Here is a 19,800-nt window from a genome sequence, read left to right as displayed (position 1 = left end):
GGAGATTTCTGTGACGTGTTTTCAGTCCGAATAACCGGAGGCCGGTGGGTCGCTGGCTGGAAAACTTTCCTCCAGACTTTCATCGATATCCGCTTCGGTCTTGTGCGCGCCGTGAGAATGAACGGGCGGACGCGCCGGCGGTTCCAACGGCGGCAGATCGACCGGTTCGGGCAGGATTTCCTTTCCGTCACGCAGGCCGTTTTCGAGATCGTTTCTGGCGGTCATCATTGCTCCCCTTCGCAACAAGGTGCAGATTTCAAAGCCGTTCGGTTTATGTGGATCGCAATCCATGGCCGACAAGATGCCGAAAATGACGATAGATCATATTTCATGTGATGCAACATCGTGAGCGGTCATCATGCGTCTCGAATGATCGGACCCGATTTGGAACAAAACCGACCTTTGACACGCAAACGGATTGACCCGAAGGATCGCCCGCGTATCTTGACCGCCGATCGAAACGAGGAAGACCCATGCACCGAACCCTGCGGAACCTGGCCCTGACCGCCTCCTTCATCGCCTGTGCAACGCCTGCCTTTTCAACCGAGACCAAGGGCCGGATCCGCAATGCGACGGCAGCCGAAATCCGCGCGCATCTGAACGAGGGCTCGCAGGAAACCACGACCGACCGCAGCGGCTACACCTATCGCAAGGGCTCCAAGCGCGGCTACAAGATCTCGACCGGCAAGATCTGCATCCGGTTCGAGAACAAGCAGACGGACTGCGCCGACATCAAGACCGACGGCTCGAAATTTCACATGATCACCGGCGACGGCACCCGCTCACGTTTCTAAAAATGCAGCTCCGTGCCGTTTTTGTACGCATTCGCTAAAATGCGAATGATTGCCTGAGGACCGATTTTACTTCAAGCCGGCATCTTGCCTCCCAAGAACAAGGAGGCTGCCATGCACCGGATCGCCGTTTCATCCCGCCTGATCGCCGAAATCGCCTATGATCCCGATCTGAAGCACCTGGACGTGACGTTTCAGGATGGCGTGGTCCGCGAACTGGCCGAGGTTCCGACCGAGACCGTCAGCGGCCTTCTGACCGCCACATCCCCCGGCAATTATTACATGACCTATATCCGCAAGGTATTTCCCCGCCGCAACGGCACGGCCGCCTCGATGAGCACCCGAACCGCCTGATCGGAAAAAATCACTTCGAGACGTCTATCACGACCCGGCCACGGATCTTTCCGGCCAGAATGTCTTCCGCCAGATCCGGCAGTTTCGACATGGGCTGCATCTGCGTGATGCTGTCGAGCTTGGCAAGGTCGAGATCGCGCGCCAGACGCGCCCAGGCCGATTGACGCTGGCTCTGCGGCGCCATCACCGAATCGACGCCGATCAGCGCCACCGAGCGCAGGATATGCGGGATGACGGTGCCCGGCAGATCGGCGCCGCCGGCAAGACCGCAGGCGGCGATCGCACCGCCCCGCACCGTTTGCGACAGGGCATTGGCAAGCGTCGTTGACCCGACGGAATCGATGCCGCCCGTCCAGCGCTCCTTTTGCAGCGGTCCGCCCTTTTCCTGCAGCACCGCACGATCGATAAAGTTGCGGGCCCCCAATGAACGCAGGTAATCCTGCGTCTCAGGCCGGCCGGTGGAGGCCGTCACGTTGTAACCCGCAGCCGCCAGAAGCGCGATCGCCACCGAACCGACGCCGCCGGCGGCACCGGTGACAAGCACCTCGCCTTCACCCGGCCTGATCGTGCCCCATTTTTCCAGAGCATCGACGCAAAGGGCTGCCGTATAACCGGCCGTGCCGATGGCCATGGCCTGCGCCTCGGAAAAGACATCCGGCAGGCGGATCAGCCATTCCGGCTTGAGCTTGGCAAACCGCGCATAACCGCCGAATTCGGTTTCCGACAGGCCCCAGCCATTGACCATGACCCGATCGCCGGCCTTCCATTCAGGCACACGGGATTCCACCACCGTGCCACAGAGATCGACACCACCGATGAGCGGTGTGCGGCGGGCGATCTTGCCCTTGCCGGATATGGCGAGCCCATCCTTGTAATTGAGCGTTGAATAGGCGACCTCGACCAGCACATCGTTATCCGGCAGGTCGGCGACCGTCATCTCGCGGAACGAACCTTTTGGTCTGCCGTCGATCGTGTCGATGACCATGGCGGTAAAGGTTTCGCTCATTTTTCGCTCCTTCATGTGCTGGCCTGTGCTGGCGATGCTTTGAAAAGAAACCGCAATTGTCACCGGCAAGCATATATGGCCCGCTTCATTCGCGGCGATGACTTAAGGTCGCAATTTGCGCTTGCGCAAGTCGTCAAATGCAGGCTTGCGCCAGTCCCCCGCTTCGCGTAGCCCGGAGGCACGTTTCATTTCACATGTTTTGGAGGAGTGTCCCATGGCGGAAAAGATCATCATCGATACAGATCCCGGCCAGGACGATGCGCTGGCGATCCTTTTGGCACTGGCGAGCCCCGAGATCGAAATCCTCGGCATCACCGCTGCCGCCGGCAATGTGCCGCTGGCGCTGACGGAAAAGAACATCCGCAAGGTGTGCGAACTGGCTGGTCGTGCCGATATCAAGGTGTTTGCAGGCTGTGACAAGCCGATGGAAGGCGCTCTCGTCACCGCCGAATATGTGCATGGCTGGACCGGCATGGACGGCGCAACACTGCCCGAACCCACCATGCCGCTGCAGGACAAACATGCCGTCGATTTCATCATCGACACGCTGATGTCGGAGCCGGAAGGCACGGTCACCATCTGCACGCTCGGCCCACTGACCAATCTCGGCACCGCACTCACCAAGGCACCCAAGATCGCCAAGCGCATCAAACGTATCGTTTCCATGGGCGGCGGCCTGTTCGAAGGCGGCAACATCACGCCGGCCGCCGAATTCAACATCTATGTCGATCCGAAAGCGGCAAAGATCGCCTTCGGTTGCGGTGCGCCCGTTGTCATCCTCCCGCTGGACGTCACCCACAAGGTGCTGACCACCAAGCCGCGCGTCGCCGCCTTCCGCGATTTCGGCACGCCGGTTGGCGAAGCCGTTGCCGGCTGGCTGGAATATTTCGAGCGTTTCGACGTGGAGAAATACGGCAGTGAAGGCGGGCCGCTGCACGACCCGAACGTCATCGCCTACCTGCTGAAGCCGGAGCTTTATGCCGGCCGCGAGTGTAATGTCGAAGTGGAAACCGCGTCGGAACTGACCAGAGGGATGACGGTTGCCGACTGGTGGGGCGTGACGGATCGTCCGAAAAACGCGCTGTTCATGGGCAAGGTCGATGCCGACGGCTTTTTTGCGCTACTGACCGAACGGCTGGCAACACTGCGCTGATACCACAATGCAGAAAGGGCCGCATCGAGCGGCCCTTTCCTTATCCTCTTTGGTCTGGCTCAGCGACCGGCCTTCAACGGCGCATAGGCAACCGCCATGCGCGCGGCCAGTGCTGCGTTGTTGCGCACCAGCTGGATGTTCGCCTTCAGGCTTTCACCACCCGACAACTCGTTGATACGGGCGAGCAGGAAGGGCGTCAGTTCCTTGCGGCCGATGCCGCGTTCATCCGCTTCCTTCACCGCATCGGCAATCGTGCCGTCGATGAATTCATGCGTCAGCGCTGACGCTTCCGGGATCGGGTTGGCAATCAACAGGCCGGTGCCGGTGCCCAACTGATGGTGCAGAAACATCGCACGAGCGATCTCTTCCGGCGTATCGAGGCGGTGATCCGCCTTGAAACCACTCTGTCGGGTGAAGAAGGCCGGAAACTCTTCCGTGCCGTAAGCGATGACCGGCACGCGCTGGGTTTCGAGATATTCCAGCGTCTTGGCGATATCGAGAATGGATTTGACACCGGCGCAGACAACAGCCGTCTTCGTGCGACCAAGCTCGGTCAGGTCGGCGGAAATATCAAAGGTCTGCTCGGCGCCGCGATGCACGCCTCCGACGCCGCCGGTCGCAAAAATATCGATGCCGGCAAGATCGGCCATCAGCATGGTGGCGGAAACGGTGGTGCCGGCCGACTGGCCACGCACCATGGCAACGGCGAGGTCGCGGCCCGACGCCTTGACCACGCTTTCCGCCTTGGCCAGCGCTTCCAGCTCGTCCGGCTCCAGACCGACGCGCAGCTCGCCATCGACAACGGCGATGGTAGCGGGCACGGCGCCGTTGTCACGGATCACCTGCTCGACACCGAAAGCGGTTTCGAGATTGGCCGGAAACGGCATGCCGTGGGTGATGATGGTGGATTCCAGCGCCACGACCGGGCCGCCGGATGCCAGCGTGTCGGCAACTTCGGGGCTGAGCTTTGGTTTGATGAGGGACATGAAAATTCCTTTCAGCGATCGAGGCGATGCATGTTGGCGGCAAGAAAACGTTCAGACAGTTCGCTATGAACGCTGGCCGGGCTTTCCGTCGTGAGTGTTCCGAGAAGCGCGCCGGTGCGGGCGGCGCGGTAGAGATCATCGCCCTCCAGCAGGCGATGCAGCGTGCCGGCAATCATCGCGTCACCGGCACCGGTCATATCGACCGGGCGGGCTTCGACGGCCGGGAAAAATTTCAAGCCTTCGCGGCCGGCAACGGCGATGCCACGCGCGCCCATGGTGACCACGGCTTCCGAAGCGCCCGCAGCCTGTAGCGCCAGTGCGGCTTCGCCGGCATCGGTGATCACCTCATCAAGGCGCAGCACCGCATTGGCTTCATCGATATTCATGAAGATCAGGTCGATACCGGTCAGATCGCGCGGCAGACGTGCAGCCTTCGGGGTGGAGACGGCATCGATCGCCAGCCGGAAACGGGCATCACGGCGCTTGGAAATAAGGGAGGCCAGCGTTTCAGGCGGCAGATTGCAATCGGCAAATACCCAGCTTGCGGCAGCCAGATGCGGCCATGCCTTGTCGATCTGTGCGGGGCCGATGAGATCAAAAATGCTCATGTCGGAAATGCCGAGCACCAGATCGCCGGCCGGATCGAGGATCGCCGCATATTCCGCCGTCGGCCGTTCCGATGTCATCGCCACCTGGCTGATATCGATGCCGCAATCTTGCAAATAATGGAGAATGGCGCGGCCCGTCTCGTCATCACCGACCATGGAAACAAAGCCGGTGGCCGTGCCGAGCCGCGCCAGGTTTTCCGCGACATTGCGCGCCACGCCTCCGAAGGAACGGCCGCTATCGACCGGGTTGGAGGTTTCCATCACCAGTGGCGCGCGGGCATTGTATTTGCGATCCAGCACCGCGCCGCCGACACAAATGGCCCGCTGGCCGCTTGCCAGAACATAACCGCGGCCGAGGATATGCCCCTTCTGCACCAACTGCACGATATGCGCCGCCACGGTGGAGCGGGCGAGACCGAGCTGATCGGCAACTTCCTGCTGCCCGACAAACGGATTGACCTTGATGAGGGCCAGAACCGCCGCCTCCTGCGGTGCGAGTTCGTCCATGAGATCCGAAACCTTCCGAAACCTGTTTGCGCCTCACTAAAACTTTTGACTATAATGTCAACAATTGTTTTCTGGCGCCTCGGATCGGCAGGCAGGCTGTCCGGCCGCATATTTGCCGGCAGTTTGCCGGGAAAAGGCCGCGATTGCATCTGGCGGCACTTCCCACGCAACCGGCATAAAGCCCTGCAATGTGATCTGCCTGGATGAATTTTTTAATTGTTTTAAATCAATAACTTGAACTGACCCTCCAGGCATCTCCCGCCGCTCTCGGGTTTCAGATCTTTACGATTCGTTATCGACAGGCAGGAACGGAAATTCGCCAGCCGTGTTCTTTCGCCATTGGTGAACCCAAGAGAGGAGAAGACCAATGCGTAAGATCATCATGACGTCTGCCGCTGTTCTGGCCACTGTGTTTGCCACCACCGCCTATGCCCAGGAAGGCACCGCAAGTGGCGCTGCCGGCGGCGCGGTAACCGGCGCGATCGTCGGTGGTCCGGTGGGTGCCGCAGTCGGCGGCGTTGCCGGTGCGATCATCGGCACGGCCATCGATCCGCCGCCACGTGAAGTTGTCACCTATGTGCAGGAACAGCCCGCTCCGACTCCGGTCGTGGTTCAGCAGGAAGTGGTCGTCGGCAAGCCTATCCCCGAAACCGTGATCCTGACGCCGGTGCCGAGCAATGACCGTTACGGTTACGCCGTCGTCAACGAACAGCGCGTGATCGTTGATCCGCGCACCCATACCGTTGTTCAGGTTATTGAGTAAATGCTGAAAAGAGAAGAGGCCACTCGCATATGCGGGGCGGCCTCTTCTTCAGTGATACATCAAACCAGAACGGCCTGTTCCACCCGGTCCTCCTGACCGAAAATCTTCAAGTAGCGCTGCACTTCGGAAGCCTCGCCCGTCGCCTTGTGCGGATTGTCCGAAAGTTTGACCGCCGGTCGGCCATTGGCATCGCTGACCTTGCAGACCACCGAGATCGGGTTGAGACCATCGATGGCGGTCGGTGCGCACCCCATGAAATCATTGGTGAGATTGGTGCCCCAACCAAAGCTCATGCGCACGCGACCTTCGAAATGGCGGTAGGTATCGATGATCGCATCGACATCCAGACCATCCGAAAAGATCAGCATTTTCTGGCGCGGATCGCGCCCCATCTTCTGCCACCACTCGATGATCTTTTCACCGCCTTCGATCGGCGGCGCACTGTCGGGGCGGAAACCGGTCCAGTCCGCCACCCATTCCGGCGCATCACGCAGGAAAGCGGCCGTGCCAAAAGCATCTGGAAGCGCGATCAGCAGGTTGCCGCCGTAAAGCCGGTTCCAGTCCTTCATGATGTTGTAGGGTGCTGCGCGCAGCTCATCGTCGGTATCGGCAAGGGCCGCCATCACCATCGGCAGTTCATGCGCATTGGTGCCGACGGCTTCGAGGTCGGAATCCATGGCGAGCAGAACATTGCTGGTGCCGGTAAAGCCCGGACCGATGCCTTCCTTCAACGCCTCGACGCACCAGCGCTGCCACAGAAAACTGTGACGACGACGGGTGCCGAAATCGGAAATGCGCAGGCCCGGCAGCTCGCGCAGGCGCTGCACCTTTTCCCACATCTTTGCCTTGGCACGGGCATAAATCACGTCGAGCGTGAAATAACCCAGCGAACGCATGGCGGCGCGGGAACGCAGTTCGTTGATGATGGCAAGCGCTGGAATTTCCCACATCGTGGTATCGACCCAGCGACCGTGGAAGGTCAGTTCATACTGGCCGTCGCGTTTCGAAAGCTCGTATTCCGGCAACTGATAGGCGGCCAGCCAGGTCAGGAATTCGGGCTCGAAGATCTGCTTGCGGCCATAAAATGTGTTACCCGCCAGCCAGATCATTTCCTTCTTGGTGAGACGCAACGAGCGGGCGTAATCCAGCTGGTCGCGCAGCTCACCTTCATCGATTTCATCTGCCAGACGCACACGCGTGGTGCGGTTGATCAGGGAAAACGTCGCATCCGTTTGCGGATACAGTTTCCAGATCATCTGCAACATCAGCAATTTGTAGAAATCGGTATCGATCAGACTGCGAATGATCGGATCGAGTTTGAAGGCGTGGTTATAGACCCGGGTTGCGATATCGGTCTTCGTCATGCCTGCCCCTGCGGCGCACCCCGGAATCGGGAGAGAACGCCCTTGCCTGCCTAAGGTAAGAGCGTGTTTTCACGCTCGCGGCACAATTTATCGGCAAAACATGGGGCAAAGTCCAGATGCAGGACCATCAAATCGATTGATGTGTCCTGTATCCGGATTGAACCTGACCTTGGGTCAGGGCGTGTTGGCAGGTGCCGGAGCCTCGCTCGGATTTGCGGGTTCAGCCGGGCCGGCGGGCGGTGTCGCCGTCTGTTCGGCCGGTGGCGCCGTTTCGGCACCCCACCATTCCGCACCGCCCCATGCCAGCAGCGCCAGAACGATGCCGGCCATGAGAACTTTCAGAACCGGCATGCCCTTGGCACCCTGTCGGGCATCCGTCGGTGTCAGCGGCTGTTCGATTTCCTTGACCGTATCACGCGTGCCGAAACGCGGCGGCAAGGTATCGATCGGTTTGGCTTCCTTGGGATCGAAACGGCTGTTCATCGTCTCCTCCTTCAAAAATCTGCCGCCGTTCAGCGACGACAATCCTGACAGAAGAACCGATTAGCCGTGTGAATGTTCCGGGCTGATTGCGCCGCTACGGGTTGGCCACCATCACCTCGGCCGCCTCGATCTTGAAGGCAGCCGCCATCAGCGCGCGCGTGTAATCATTCTGCGGTGCCTTGAAAATCTGCTCCGATGGGCCGGCTTCCATGACTTTTCCAAGCCGCATGACGATCATTTCATTGGCCAGCGCCTTCACCACCTTCAGGTCGTGGCTGATGAACAGGTAGGCAAGCTGATGTTTCTGCTGCAGATCCCGCAGCAGATCGACCACCTGAGCCTGCACTGTCATGTCGAGCGCCGAGGTCGGCTCGTCGAGCATGACGAAACGCGGCTTCAGCACCATGGCGCGGGCGATGGCGATACGCTGCCGCTGACCGCCGGAAAATTCGTGCGGATAACGCCAGCGGGTGGCCGGATCGAGCCCCACTTCATCCAGCGCGGCAGCAACTCGGCGGTCACGCTCCGCTGCCGACAGCGACTTTTCATGCACCTTCAGGCCCTCGGCGATGATTTCGCCCACCGACATGCGCGGGCTGAGCGAGCCATACGGATCTTGAAACACCACCTGCAGCCGGTCGCGATAGGGCAGCATGCCCTTGAAGGACAGGCCATCGATTTCCTTGCCGATGAAGCTGATACGCCCCTTGGACGAGATCAGCCGTGCAAGAGCAAGGCCCAGCGTCGTCTTGCCGGAACCTGATTCACCCACCACACCCAGCGTTTCACCAGCCCGCAGCGTCAGGTCGACGCCATCCACCGCCTTCACGTGATCGACCACCTTACGGAAGAAACCGGCCTTGACCGGGAACCAGACCTTTATGTCCTTGCCTTCGATCACCACCGGGCGAGCAGGATCGGTCACCGGCGGTTCACCGCGCGGCTCGGACGCGAGAAGATGGCGGGTGTATTCGTGTTGCGGGTTTTCAAAAACGTCTTCGACAGCACCCGTCTCGACGATCTTGCCCTTGGTCATCACGCAGACACGATCGGCAAATTTGCGGACGATGCCGAGATCATGGGTGATGAACAGGATCGACATGCCGTAATCGACCTTCAACCGGCTCAGAAGCTCCAAGATCTGGGCCTGCACGGTCACATCGAGCGCCGTGGTCGGCTCGTCGGCGATCAGCAGTTTTGGACGGTTGGCAAGCGCCATGGCGATCATCACGCGCTGACGCTGGCCACCGGACAATTCATGCGGAAACGCCTTCAGCCGCTTTTCCGGTTCGCGAATACCGACTTCATGGAGAAGCTCCAGCGTGCGCACGCGGGCAGAGGCAACATTCATGCCCTGATGCAGCGCCAGAATTTCGCCGATCTGCCGCTCGATCGAGTGCAGCGGATTGAGCGATGTCATCGGCTCCTGAAAGATCATGGTGATGTCGTCACCACGCACATGCCGAAGCTCGGCATCGCTGGCTTTGAGCATATCCTTGCCACCGAACAGAATTTCACCCGATGGATGGCTCGCCGCCGGATAAGGAAGAAGGCGCAGGATCGAATTGGCAGACACCGATTTGCCGGAGCCGGATTCGCCGACCAGCGCCATCACCTCGCCCGGTGCGATATCGAAGGACACGCGGTCAACCGCCAGCGAGGTCTTTCCCCCCTGGTGGAAGGCAACCGACAGGTCTTTGACAGAGAGAAGCGGTTCAGTCATTCGGCAAGGCTTTCGAGAAGGGAGGCAAGAGTGGCTTCGTCGGGCTTCAGAATGGTGACGGGCACGTGCTCGCTTGATCGCATTCCCTTATCTGCGGACAGAAAATGCGAGCAACCAAACCGACGCGCAGTCGCCAGATGGATGGCATCGGGCAACTTGCAGGCAGGATTGACCGCCCGCAGCTTGGCGGCATCCGACAGAACATCCCGCGACACCGGTTGCACGTCCAACCAGGGACCATGGGCAAGTAGTTTTCCGTAGAGATCGATCAATGCGGTATCCGTCTTGCGATACGGCAATACAAGCAATTCAGCCAAAGTCAGCTCGCTCGTCACGAACCGAGGCGGGACAAGGACCGGGCTTGCCAGCAGCAGGGCAGCCTTCTCCGCCAGATCACCCTGCGTTTCGAATGCGGTGATGAAGACGTTGGTATCGATATAGATACGCCCGACACCCGCCATCAATAATCCCATTCGTCGCGAAGCTCCCGAATACGGGCTACCGCTTCCTGGGCGGTTACGGATGGCCTCCCGTCGGCAAAAAGCCGTCGACGGATTTCGAGAATGTCTTCAACCGTCAGCGGTTTTTCATTATCGACGGAAAAATCCGGTTCCGTCAGTGGAGACGGCCCATCGACCTCCACCACCACGCGCACCCTGGCATGCACATCCAGCCCCTCCCGCAGGTCTTCGGGAAGGTTGGCAACCGGGTAATGCTCGCGAACGATCTTGTTCATGGCTTTTCGCCCCGTGATGTCTCACGCCAGTCTAGCGCAGATCCGGTGGTTTGACGAACCATGCTCACCGGAACGCCTTTCGCGGATCGAATGCATCGCGCACCGCCTCGCCGACAAAGATCAAAAGCGACATCATCACCGACATGGCCATGAAGGCCGTGATGCCGAGCCAGGGGGCCTGCAGATTGTTCTTGCCCTGCGCGATCATTTCACCCAGCGACGGCGAGCCAGGCGGCATGCCGACACCGAGGAAGTCGAGCGAGGTCAGGGTCGCGATCGAGCCGGACAGGATGAAGGGCAGGAAGGTGAGTGTCGCCACCATGGCATTCGGCAGAAGGTGGCGCATCATGATCGTCCAGTTGCCGACGCCCAGCGCACGCGCCGCCCGCACATATTCGAAATTGCGGGCCCGCAGAAATTCCGCTCGCACCACGCCGACGAAGCCCACCCATGAGAACAGAAGCATGATGCCGAGCAGGATGAAGAAACCCGGCGGCAGGATCGCGGCGATGATCAGCAGGATGTAGAAGACCGGCATGGCCGACCAGATTTCTATAAAACGCTGCATCAGAAGATCGGTCCAGCCACCGAAATAACCCTGCACGGCGCCGGCAAGAACGCCGATCACGGCCGAGGCAAAGGTCAGCGCCAACCCGAACAGGACCGAGATACGGAAGCCGTAGATCAACCGGGCCGCGACATCACGCGCCTGGTCGTCTGTGCCGAGCCAGTTGAGATTGCCGATATGGCAGTTCGGATCGGCATCCTTTTGTGGGTAGGCACTGCAACGGTCGGCCTTGTCCATCAGCCAGAAAGGCTTGGTCGGGGCCGAATGCGGGATCTGCGAATTGACCGTCTGATAGGAATACCGGATCGGCGGCCAGATCATCCAGCCATTGCCCTCGATTTCCTGTTGAATGAATTCGGAGCGATAATCAGTGGTGGCCAGAAAGCCGCCGAACTTCTCCTCCGGGTAATCGACCAGAACCGGATAGAGGATCTCGCCCTTGTAGGAGGCGATGATCGGCTTGTCGTTGGCGATGAACTCCGCCATCAGGCTGGCGAAAAACAGCACGAGAAAGATCCAGAAGGACCAGAAACCGCGCCCGTTGGCGCGAAAATTCTGCCAGCGGCGCAGGCTGGTCGGCGACCAGAAACCCTTTGGCGGTGCCGAAGCCTGTGCGGCGGCAGTCGTCACGGACGCATTGGCCATCAGACATCCCTCCGCTCGAAATCGATGCGCGGGTCGATCCAGGTATAGATCAGATCGGAGACGAGACTGATGACGAGGCCCATCAGGGAGAAAATGTAGAGCGTACCGAACACGATCGGATAATCACGGTTGATGATGGCGAGATAGCCCAGACGACCGAGCCCATCGAGCGAAAAGATGTTCTCGATCAAAAGCGAGCCGGTGAAGAAGGCCGAGATGAAGGCCCCCGGAAAACCGGCAATGACGATCAGCATGGCGTTGCGGAAAACATGTCCGTAAAGCACCTGCCTTTCGTTCAGGCCCTTGGCGCGCGCCGTCGTCACATACTGTTTCTTGATTTCGTCGATGAACGAGTTCTTGGTCAGAAGCGTGGTGGTGGCAAAGGCCGACAGCGACAACGCGATCAGCGGCAAGGTCAGGTGCCAGAAATAATCGAGGATCTTTTCCCACCAGGACAATTCGGCAAAGTTGTCGGAGACAAGGCCTCGCAACGGGAACCAGTCGAAAAACGACCCGCCGGCAAACAGCACGATCAGCAGGATGCCGAATAGAAAACTCGGCACCGCATAACCGACGATAATGATGCCGGATGTCCAGATATCGAAGGCCGATCCGTCCGTCACCGCCTTGCGGATGCCGAGCGGGATGGAAATGATGTAGGAAAACAACAGGATCCAGACGCCGAGCGACAGCGAAACCGGCAGCTTGTCGAGGATAAGGTCGATAACCGGCGTATTGCGGAAAAAGCTCTCGCCGAAATCGAAACGGGCATAGTTCCACATCATGTCGAGGAAACGCGTCAGCGGCGGCTTGTCGAAGCCGAATTGCTGCTCGAGTTTCTTGATGAATTCGGGATCGAGCCCCTGCGCGCCGCGATATTGCCCCTCATCCCCGCCCTGGCTGGCAAAATCGCTGCCGCCACCGGACAGCCGATCACCGGCATCGGAGCCTTGCAGCTGCGCAATGACCTGCTCAACCGGGCCGCCCGGCGCAAACTGGATGACGATAAAGGAAACCGCCATGATACCGATCAGCGTCGGGATCATCAGCAGAAGGCGGCGGAGAATATAGGCGCCCATCAGCGCTCCCTGATCGTCGTTGTGTGCGTTTCACCGGAGGCCGGCGAAAACGGCATTTCTGTATTCATGCGAATCATCGGGTCATTTGGACCAGTTGGGCTTGCGCAAGGCAAGCCCCGCGGCGGCCGGCTCACTTGGCCGCGTCTTTCGACCACCAGGCATCGGGAAAACCGATACCGTATTCAGGCAGGTTCTGTGGCCGTTGGTACTTGTCCCAATAGGCGACGCGCATCGCCATCATGTAATAGAGCGGAATGACATAATCATGCGACAGCAGCACCCGATCGAGCGCTCGCGTCGAGGCGATGAGGTCATCCCGATCCTTGGCGAAAATCACCTTGTTGATCAGGTCATCGACACCGGGATCGATGATACCCGCGTAATTGCGCGTGCCATCCGTTTCGGCCGACTTAGAGCCCCAATAATATAGCTGCTCATTGCCGGGATTGAGCGTCTGCGCCCAGACAACCCAGGTCATGTCATAATCGAAGCTTCGTGCACGATTTGTATATTGAGACGAATCCACCGTTCTGATGCGGGCATCGATACCAATGCGTTTCAGCGTCTGTGTGAAAGGCAGAACGATTCTCTCAAGCTGGGGGCTGCTCAAGAGAATCTCGAAGGAAAAAGGTGCGCCTGTCTTGGCGTTGACCATCCTGTTACCCTTGAGTTCCCAGCCGGCCTCCTTGAGCAGGCCCACGGCCTGTCGCAGATTGTCGCGCGCTTTCTGAGGATCGCCGCCAACGGGATTTGTATAGGGCTTGGAGAAAACGGCAGCAGGCACCTTGTCCTTGATGCTGTTCAGGATATCGAGTTCTTTGCCCTCGGGGACACCCGAAGACGCCAGTTCCGTTCCAAAGAAGAAACTATTTACCCGCACATACTGGCTGTACATCATGGTGCGGTTGATCTCTTCGAAATCAAAGGCGTAGTTCAGAGCCTTTCGAACGCGCTGATCCTTGAAGAGATCTCGACGGGTGTTGGGAACAAGCGCCTGCATGATCCCGGTCGCGCGGAATGGATTGGGTATTTCCTCGCGCTTGACCCGACCATCCTTGAAAGCTGGAAAGTCATAACGTGTCGCCCAGCGGGTGGCCTGCGTCTCTTGCCAAAAGTCGATATTACCGCTGCGAAATGCCTCGAACTCCACATCATTGTCAGCGAAATAGGTATAGTTGATGGTCTTGATATTATACTGGCCGCGATTGACGGGAATGTCCTTGCCCCAGTAATCGTCTCGCAGCTCGTAACGGATGGTTGAGCCGGGCGAGAAAGCAACAATCTTGTAGGGCCCGGACCCCATGACCGGTTCTAGGGTCGTCTTGGAGATGTCACGCGGCTGGCCTTTGGCGTCTTTCGCTTCCCACCAGTGTTTTGGAACGATCGACAACTGGCCAACGATCGAAGGCAGTTCACGATTGTTTTTCTCGTCAAAACGGAAGGTGACTTCGCGTTCACCCGTCTTTTCCGCAGATATGACGTGGCGATAGTAACCTGCCTGCGTGGGGTTGAGTTCCTTGATTTTCTCAAAGCTGAACACAACGTCCTCGGGCGTCACGGATTGTCCGTCAGCCCACTTTGCTGCGGCTCGCAGCCGGAAAGTCGCCGACGATACATCGTCGGGATAACTCAATGCTTCAGCCAATTGCCCATAGGAGGTCGATACCTCGTCTTCGCTCGACTTGAGAAGAGTGTCGAACACCATGGACAAGCCCGACGCTGGCTTTCCACGCAATGCGAGCACGGGATTGAACGAATCAAAGGTTCCATCACCAGACAGATTCAGCACCCCACCCTTCGGGGCGTCGGGATTAACATACGGAAACTGCTTGAAATCCGCCGGCAGTTTTGGCTCGTCCATGAGAGACACCCCATGCCGCCATTTCGGCTCCTGCCCTGCATCCTGCGCCTGCACTCCCGACACTGCCGCGACAGTCGTTGCCATAACGATTGCCAAACCTGTCTTCAGCCGGGACCAAGCCATTCGAAACCTCTTCTGCATTTTCGCGTTGCGGCAAAGCATAAGGCAAAACAGGGCGAAAAACAGGAGCGCATCTCTCACAAGCGTATTATCGGCAAGATACACGCCACCATCGTGCATCTCCATTTCACCAAAATCCGGTTTCACGGTAAAACCAGAGCAACAGAGTGATTTGCGGCAGATGAGAATGACAGCGATTTCCAGAACCTTCTGCGGCCTGACGGCAGCAGTCATGCTTTGCAGCGCCATGATGGAGCCAGTTCTCGCGCAGGAAGGAACGCCCGCCAAGCAGCTGTTCGGCCATGTCGCTCTTCCGTCGGATGGCGCTTCCACGCCGATCGGGTCCTATGCAAAAGGTTGCCAGATGGGCGCCGTCGCCATGCCCGAGGATGGACCGACATGGCAAGCCATGCGCCTTTCGCGCAATCGTCGCTGGGGCCAGCCGCAGCTTGTCGCTCTTCTGCAGCGTTTTTCCATGGACGCGGCCCGGCTGGGCTGGGGGTCAGGCATCCTGATCGGCGACATTTCCCAACCCCGCGGCGGACCGATGCTGACCGGCCACGCCTCGCACCAGATCGGGCTCGATGCCGATATCTGGTTCACGCCGATGCCGGAGCGGCACATGACGGCGGCCGAGCGCGAAAAACTGCCCTTCACCTCCATGCTCGACAAGAGCAAGTTCCTGACCGTCGATCAGCGACGCTGGACCTTTACGCATGCCAAACTGGTCATGCAGGCGGCAAGCTATCCCGATGTGGAGCGGATTTTCGTCAATCCGGCCATCAAGAAGAAGCTGTGCGAGACCTGGACCGGAAACCGCTCTCTTCTCGGCAAGGTGCGGCCGATCTATGGTCACGACGAGCATTTTCATATCCGCATGCGCTGCCCGACAGGCGATGCGAATTGCAGGCCGCAGACATCGGTGCCGGCAGGCGATGGCTGCGACAAATCGCTCGCGTGGTGGTTCACGCCGGAGCCTTGGGCCAAGCCGAAGAAGGATCCGAGCGAAAAACCCGTCAAGCCGCGTCAGGTCATGTTGTCGGATCTTCCAAAAGCCTGCGCCGCCGTGCTTTCCGCTCCGGATGATCCGGCGATTGCCGCCGTTACCAGCGGAAGCACGCGCGTTGCCCCACGCTCCTCGGCCGTCCAGCCGGATGGTGGTGCGGCTGCGATCACCAACGCCCCCCCGGCCGACGTGCCGCTCCCGCGTGCGCGGCCTTCCAACTAAGTGACGATGCCTGTTGGCAAAAACCTGATCTCCGGTCTAGAGCGGTTCATCGTTAAATGGAAACAGTTCTGCCGGAGCAGGTTTTCGTTGGGGCAGTGGCGATTGGCGAAGTGCATACCTCCCGGTACGTGCGAGCCGATCGCCGCTGATCCCGGCGGAAAGATGCCCGGCCCAAGTGGTTCGCAAGCGAACCACCGGGGTTGGCTGAAACGGGCCGTCTGATCGCATGGCCGGCTTGGCCGTATGCTTTGGCTACGACGCGCGCCGGCCATGCGACCATCCGACTCCGTTTGAGCCAACAGAACTGATTCCATTTAACGATGAACCGCTCTAGAAATCCATGGCGCCCTGCCGAAGCTGGCAGACGCTATGGAAATCGCAGGCAAAAGCCCTATAAGTTCCACGGGCGAGGAGAAAACATGTCGGACAAGCAATGTATTGCGCTGATCGCGCATGACCTGAAAAAGGACGACATGGCGGATTTCGCCCGCGCCCATCAGGCGTCACTGGCGAAATTCAGGATCGTGGCCACGGGCACGACCGGTGGCCGGGTTCTGGACGCAGCGCCCAACCTCGACGTCACACGCCTGAAAAGCGGCCCGCTTGGCGGTGACCAGCAGATCGGCGCGATGATTGCGACCGGCGAGGTCGACATGCTGATCTTCTTCATCGATCCGCTTTCCGCGCTCCCCCATGATGTCGACGTCAAGGCACTCACGCGTCTTGCCACCGTCTACGACATCCCGATGGCGCTCAACCGCGCGTCCGCCGAAAAATTTATCGATTTCCAGAAAGGCTGACATTTCCCATGGCCGACAGCATGAAAACCGATGCACTGCCCTTTCCCATCCTTCTCGGCGATATCGGCGGCACCAATGCCCGTTTCTCCGTTCTGGCGGATGCGACGGCCGCAGCGACACCCTTTGTCAGCGTCAAGACGGCCGATTACGCAACGATCGATGAGGCAATTCAAAAAGTCGTGCTGGATGGCAGTGATCTGAAACCGCGCTCGGCCATTCTGGCTGTTGCCGGCCCGATCGATGGCGACGAGATCGACCTCACCAATTGCGACTGGATCGTCCGGCCGAAAAAAATGATTTCCGAACTCGGCTTCGATGACGTTCTCATCGTCAACGACTTCGAGGCCCAGGCACTGGCGGCTTCCGAGCTTGGTCCGGAACATCGCGAAACCCTCGGCCCGGTAGATCAGCCACACATGGCTTCGCGCGTCGTTCTCGGCCCCGGCACGGGTCTTGGCGTTGCGGGCCTTGTGCATGCCCGCGACATGTGGTTCCCGGTTCCGGGCGAAGGCGGACATGTGGATGTCGGCCCGCGCTCGACGCGGGATTTTGCCATTTTCCCGCATCTCAAGCGCATCGAGGATCGTGTCTCGGCCGAAGAAATCCTCAGCGGTCGCGGCGTGGTCAATATCTATCAGGCGATCTGCAAGGCCGATGGCGTCGAAGCATCGTTAAACGAGCCTGCCGACGTCACGGCTGCCGGCCTTGACGGTTCCAATCCGCAAGCGGTGGAAACCCTGTCGCTGTTTGCGACCTATCTCGGCCGCGTGGCGGGCGACATGGCGCTGATCTTCATGGCGCGCGGTGGCGTTTATCTTGCCGGCGGCATTTCCCAGAAAATACTGGCCGCGCTGAAAAAGCCGGAATTCCGCGCCGCCTTCGAGGACAAGGCGCCGCATACCGAACTGCTCACCACCATTCCGACCTTCGTTGTCACCCATCCGCAGGCAGCGCTGGCCGGCCTTGCGAGTTTTGCCCGCAAGCCTTCCGCCTATGGCGTTTCCATGGACGAACGCCGCTGGCAGCGGTAAATATGTAATGTGACCGGGCACCTTTGCGCGTGCCCGGTTGGCCTGCACAAATGCAACAAGGCCTCCGAATATCTTGGCTCGGCTAGCCAAAACGCTACCAACTGGTTAAGACGCGCGTCCAACAGGGGCGCTTTTGCGTCAAAGTTTTGGTGATTGGAAGGCTTGTTGAAAGCGCACAAGAAAAGAAAAACCGAAGTCGATACCGGCATGGTGACCGCCACGCTGAAGCGGGTTATCGCCGAAAACGGACGTGACCATATCCGCGGTTATGCCTTTGCCATTGCCTGTCTGATCGTCGTCGCCGGCAGCACTGCGTTCACGGCCTGGATCATGGAATCGGTCGTCAACGAAGCGTTTGCCAACAAGCGCGCCGACCTCGTCGTGCTAATCTGTGGCTCCATCTTCGCCGTTTTCGTGTTGCGTGGTTTTGCAGGTTATGGCCAGGCCGTGGCGCTCGCCAAGATCGGCAACAATATCGTCGCCCGTTATCAGCGCCGCCTCTATACGCATCTGATGAGCCTGTCGGTCGGTTTCTTCAGTGAAGCCCGCTCAGCTCGTCTGGCCGCCCAGATCAGCCAGAACGTCAGCGGCATCCGCGACGTGCTCAATTTGACAGTGACGTCGACTGCCCGCGACCTGTTGACACTCGTCGCGCTGATCGGCGTGATGATCAGCAAGGACTGGGTTCTGTCACTGATCGTGTTCGCCGTTGCTCCACCTCTTATTTATGCCCTGCGTTACGTGTCACGCCGATTGCGCACCGCCACAAAGGAAGCCATCGAGGTCAACAGCCATGTGCTGGGCGCCATGCAGGAAACCGTGCAGGGTATCGCCATCGTCAAGGCCTTCACGATGGAACAGCAACTGGACAACAAGGTCCAGAGCATCATCGCGACGGCCGAAAAACGCGCCAACCGCATTGCCCGCCTGTCGGAACGCACCTCGCCGCTGACTGAATCATTCGCCGGCTTGTCGATCGCAAGCGTGCTGGCCTATGCCGCTTTCCGCTCGATCTACGACAATGTGCCGCCAGGCGCTTTTTTCTCGTTCGTCACCGCGCTGCTGATGGCCTATGACCCGGCCCGACGCCTTGCCAAGCTACAGGTGCAGATCGAACGCGCGGTCGTCAACGCCCGCATGATCTATGCGCTGCTCGACCTGCAGCCGCAGCAGCGCGAGGTGGCCGATGCCGCCGATCTGGTCGTCACGGAAGCCAGGGTCGAGCTCAAAAACGTCAGTTTTGCCTATGGCGACGGTGCCGCCATTCTGAAAGGCGTCGATATCGTTGCCGAAGGTGGAAAGACCACGGCATTGGTCGGCCCATCCGGCGCCGGAAAATCGACGATCATCGCGCTCATCCCGCGGTTTTATGACCCAACGGAAGGCGCGATCCTGATCGACGGACAGGATATCGCCAAGGTCACGAAAACCTCGCTGCGCCGCCAGCTCGCCTATGTTTCTCAGCAGCCCTACCTGTTCGAGGGCTCGATCCGCGACAATATTCGCTACGGCCGACCCGAGGCGACGGACGTCGAAATCGAAGACGCGGCTCGTCTTGCCCATGCGCATGATTTCATTCTCGCGCAGCCCAAGGGTTACGACACGCCGGTTGGCGAAAACGGCATCACGCTTTCGGGCGGCCAGCGCCAGCGCCTTTCGATCGCCCGCGCACTGGTTCGCAATGCGCCGATCCTGCTGCTCGACGAAGCAACGTCGGCGCTCGACAACGAATCGGAAGCTGCTGTCCAGAAGGCACTCGATGTCGCCATGAAGGATCGCACCGTCATCGTCGTTGCCCACCGCCTGTCTACCGTCGTCAAGGCAGACAGGATCGTGGTGATGAACGAGGGACAGGTAATGGAACAGGGCACGCACGAGGAGCTTGCTAACCGCAAGGACGGCCTCTACGCTCGCCTCAACAATCTGCAGGCTTCGCCGATCGAAGCGCCTGCGACCGAAGACTGAACGACTGCATCAATACGGAGCCTGCCTGA

20 protein-coding genes are annotated in these 19,800 nt (G+C 59.4%); 8 read left to right on the top strand and 12 right to left on the bottom strand.

Going from position 1 to position 19,800, the window contains the following annotated elements; all coding sequences use genetic code 11:
• Positions 1 to 21: 21 nt before the first annotated feature.
• On the bottom strand, positions 22 to 225 hold the full coding sequence (locus J2T09_RS16220; RefSeq protein ID WP_306836484.1) for a hypothetical protein: 204 nt from the start codon (positions 223 to 225) through the stop codon (positions 22 to 24).
• 248 nt (positions 226 to 473) lie between these two features.
• On the opposite strand from J2T09_RS16220, the gene J2T09_RS16215 reads away from it, so the two are divergent.
• Both J2T09_RS16215 and J2T09_RS16210 read left to right on the top strand, forming a co-directional pair.
• Positions 474 to 794 (top strand): hypothetical protein, encoded by a 321-nt coding sequence (locus J2T09_RS16215; protein ID WP_306836483.1) that lies wholly within the window; start codon positions 474 to 476, stop codon positions 792 to 794.
• Between the two features lie 111 nt (positions 795 to 905).
• The gene (locus J2T09_RS16210) at positions 906 to 1,145 is read left to right on the top strand and encodes a KTSC domain-containing protein (protein WP_306836480.1); all 240 of its coding nucleotides are present in this window, start codon (positions 906 to 908) and stop codon (positions 1,143 to 1,145) included.
• A 10-nt stretch (positions 1,146 to 1,155) separates the two neighbouring features.
• On the opposite strand, the gene J2T09_RS16205 is transcribed toward J2T09_RS16210, so the two are convergent.
• Positions 1,156 to 2,151: an MDR family oxidoreductase gene (locus J2T09_RS16205; protein ID WP_306836478.1), complete on the bottom strand. Its 996-nt coding sequence runs from the start codon at positions 2,149 to 2,151 to the stop codon at positions 1,156 to 1,158.
• A 214-nt stretch (positions 2,152 to 2,365) separates the two neighbouring features.
• Between J2T09_RS16205 and J2T09_RS16200 the strand changes: the two genes are divergently transcribed.
• Entirely contained in the window at positions 2,366 to 3,304 is a 939-nt protein-coding gene (locus J2T09_RS16200; RefSeq protein WP_306836476.1) for a nucleoside hydrolase, read from the top strand.
• Between the two features lie 59 nt (positions 3,305 to 3,363).
• On the opposite strand, the gene J2T09_RS16195 is transcribed toward J2T09_RS16200, so the two are convergent.
• Positions 3,364 to 4,290 (bottom strand): pseudouridine-5'-phosphate glycosidase, encoded by a 927-nt coding sequence (locus J2T09_RS16195; RefSeq protein WP_306836474.1) that lies wholly within the window; start codon positions 4,288 to 4,290, stop codon positions 3,364 to 3,366.
• 11 nt (positions 4,291 to 4,301) lie between these two features.
• Complete coding sequence (locus tag J2T09_RS16190) at positions 4,302 to 5,405, bottom strand: carbohydrate kinase (protein ID WP_306836472.1); 1,104 nt, start codon at positions 5,403 to 5,405, stop codon at positions 4,302 to 4,304.
• A gap of 367 nt (positions 5,406 to 5,772) precedes the next feature.
• On the opposite strand from J2T09_RS16190, the gene J2T09_RS16185 reads away from it, so the two are divergent.
• The gene (locus J2T09_RS16185; protein WP_306836470.1) at positions 5,773 to 6,168 is read left to right on the top strand and encodes a DUF1236 domain-containing protein; all 396 of its coding nucleotides are present in this window, start codon (positions 5,773 to 5,775) and stop codon (positions 6,166 to 6,168) included.
• 59 nt (positions 6,169 to 6,227) lie between these two features.
• On the opposite strand, the gene pncB is transcribed toward J2T09_RS16185, so the two are convergent.
• The 8 genes from pncB to J2T09_RS16145 all read right to left on the bottom strand — a co-directional run bounded on the left by pncB (position 6,228) and on the right by J2T09_RS16145 (position 14,750).
• The gene (pncB, locus tag J2T09_RS16180) at positions 6,228 to 7,532 is read right to left on the bottom strand and encodes a nicotinate phosphoribosyltransferase (protein ID WP_306836468.1); all 1,305 of its coding nucleotides are present in this window, start codon (positions 7,530 to 7,532) and stop codon (positions 6,228 to 6,230) included.
• Between the two features lie 174 nt (positions 7,533 to 7,706).
• Positions 7,707 to 8,015: a hypothetical protein gene (locus J2T09_RS16175; RefSeq protein ID WP_306836466.1), complete on the bottom strand. Its 309-nt coding sequence runs from the start codon at positions 8,013 to 8,015 to the stop codon at positions 7,707 to 7,709.
• Positions 8,016 to 8,109: 94 nt separating this feature from the next.
• Positions 8,110 to 9,738, bottom strand: a complete 1,629-nt coding sequence (locus J2T09_RS16170) for an ABC transporter ATP-binding protein (RefSeq protein ID WP_306836464.1) — start codon at positions 9,736 to 9,738, stop codon at positions 8,110 to 8,112.
• Entirely contained in the window at positions 9,735 to 10,199 is a 465-nt protein-coding gene (locus J2T09_RS16165) for a type II toxin-antitoxin system VapC family toxin (RefSeq protein ID WP_306836462.1), read from the bottom strand. Before J2T09_RS16165 ends, J2T09_RS16170 begins: the two co-directional genes overlap by 4 nt.
• On the bottom strand, positions 10,199 to 10,474 hold the full coding sequence (locus J2T09_RS16160; RefSeq protein WP_306836460.1) for a hypothetical protein: 276 nt from the start codon (positions 10,472 to 10,474) through the stop codon (positions 10,199 to 10,201). The genes J2T09_RS16165 and J2T09_RS16160 overlap by 1 nt, the downstream gene beginning before the upstream one ends.
• A 64-nt stretch (positions 10,475 to 10,538) precedes the next feature.
• On the bottom strand, positions 10,539 to 11,687 hold the full coding sequence (locus J2T09_RS16155; RefSeq protein ID WP_373458484.1) for an ABC transporter permease: 1,149 nt from the start codon (positions 11,685 to 11,687) through the stop codon (positions 10,539 to 10,541).
• Positions 11,687 to 12,766: a microcin C ABC transporter permease YejB gene (locus tag J2T09_RS16150; protein WP_306836458.1), complete on the bottom strand. Its 1,080-nt coding sequence runs from the start codon at positions 12,764 to 12,766 to the stop codon at positions 11,687 to 11,689. Before J2T09_RS16150 ends, J2T09_RS16155 begins: the two co-directional genes overlap by 1 nt.
• Positions 12,767 to 12,896: 130 nt before the next feature.
• Complete coding sequence (locus J2T09_RS16145; RefSeq protein ID WP_373458489.1) at positions 12,897 to 14,750, bottom strand: extracellular solute-binding protein; 1,854 nt, start codon at positions 14,748 to 14,750, stop codon at positions 12,897 to 12,899.
• A 184-nt stretch (positions 14,751 to 14,934) separates the two neighbouring features.
• Between J2T09_RS16145 and mepA the strand changes: the two genes are divergently transcribed.
• From mepA to J2T09_RS16125, 4 genes are all read left to right on the top strand, one after another.
• A complete protein-coding gene (mepA, locus tag J2T09_RS16140) occupies positions 14,935 to 15,975 on the top strand; it encodes a penicillin-insensitive murein endopeptidase (RefSeq protein ID WP_373458483.1) in 1,041 nt (346 codons plus the stop codon).
• A 419-nt stretch (positions 15,976 to 16,394) separates the two neighbouring features.
• Complete coding sequence (locus J2T09_RS16135; protein WP_306836456.1) at positions 16,395 to 16,775, top strand: methylglyoxal synthase; 381 nt, start codon at positions 16,395 to 16,397, stop codon at positions 16,773 to 16,775.
• Between the two features lie 8 nt (positions 16,776 to 16,783).
• Entirely contained in the window at positions 16,784 to 17,806 is a 1,023-nt protein-coding gene (locus J2T09_RS16130; protein ID WP_306836454.1) for a glucokinase, read from the top strand.
• A 207-nt stretch (positions 17,807 to 18,013) separates the two neighbouring features.
• Entirely contained in the window at positions 18,014 to 19,771 is a 1,758-nt protein-coding gene (locus J2T09_RS16125; protein WP_306836611.1) for an ABC transporter ATP-binding protein, read from the top strand.
• Positions 19,772 to 19,800: the final 29 nt, after the last annotated feature.

Source organism: Neorhizobium huautlense (genome assembly GCF_030811685.1).
GTDB lineage: Bacteria > Pseudomonadota > Alphaproteobacteria > Rhizobiales > Rhizobiaceae > Neorhizobium > Neorhizobium huautlense_A.
Note: the sequence above shows the minus strand (reverse complement) of the source record. Positions and strands in the feature narration are given on the sequence as shown.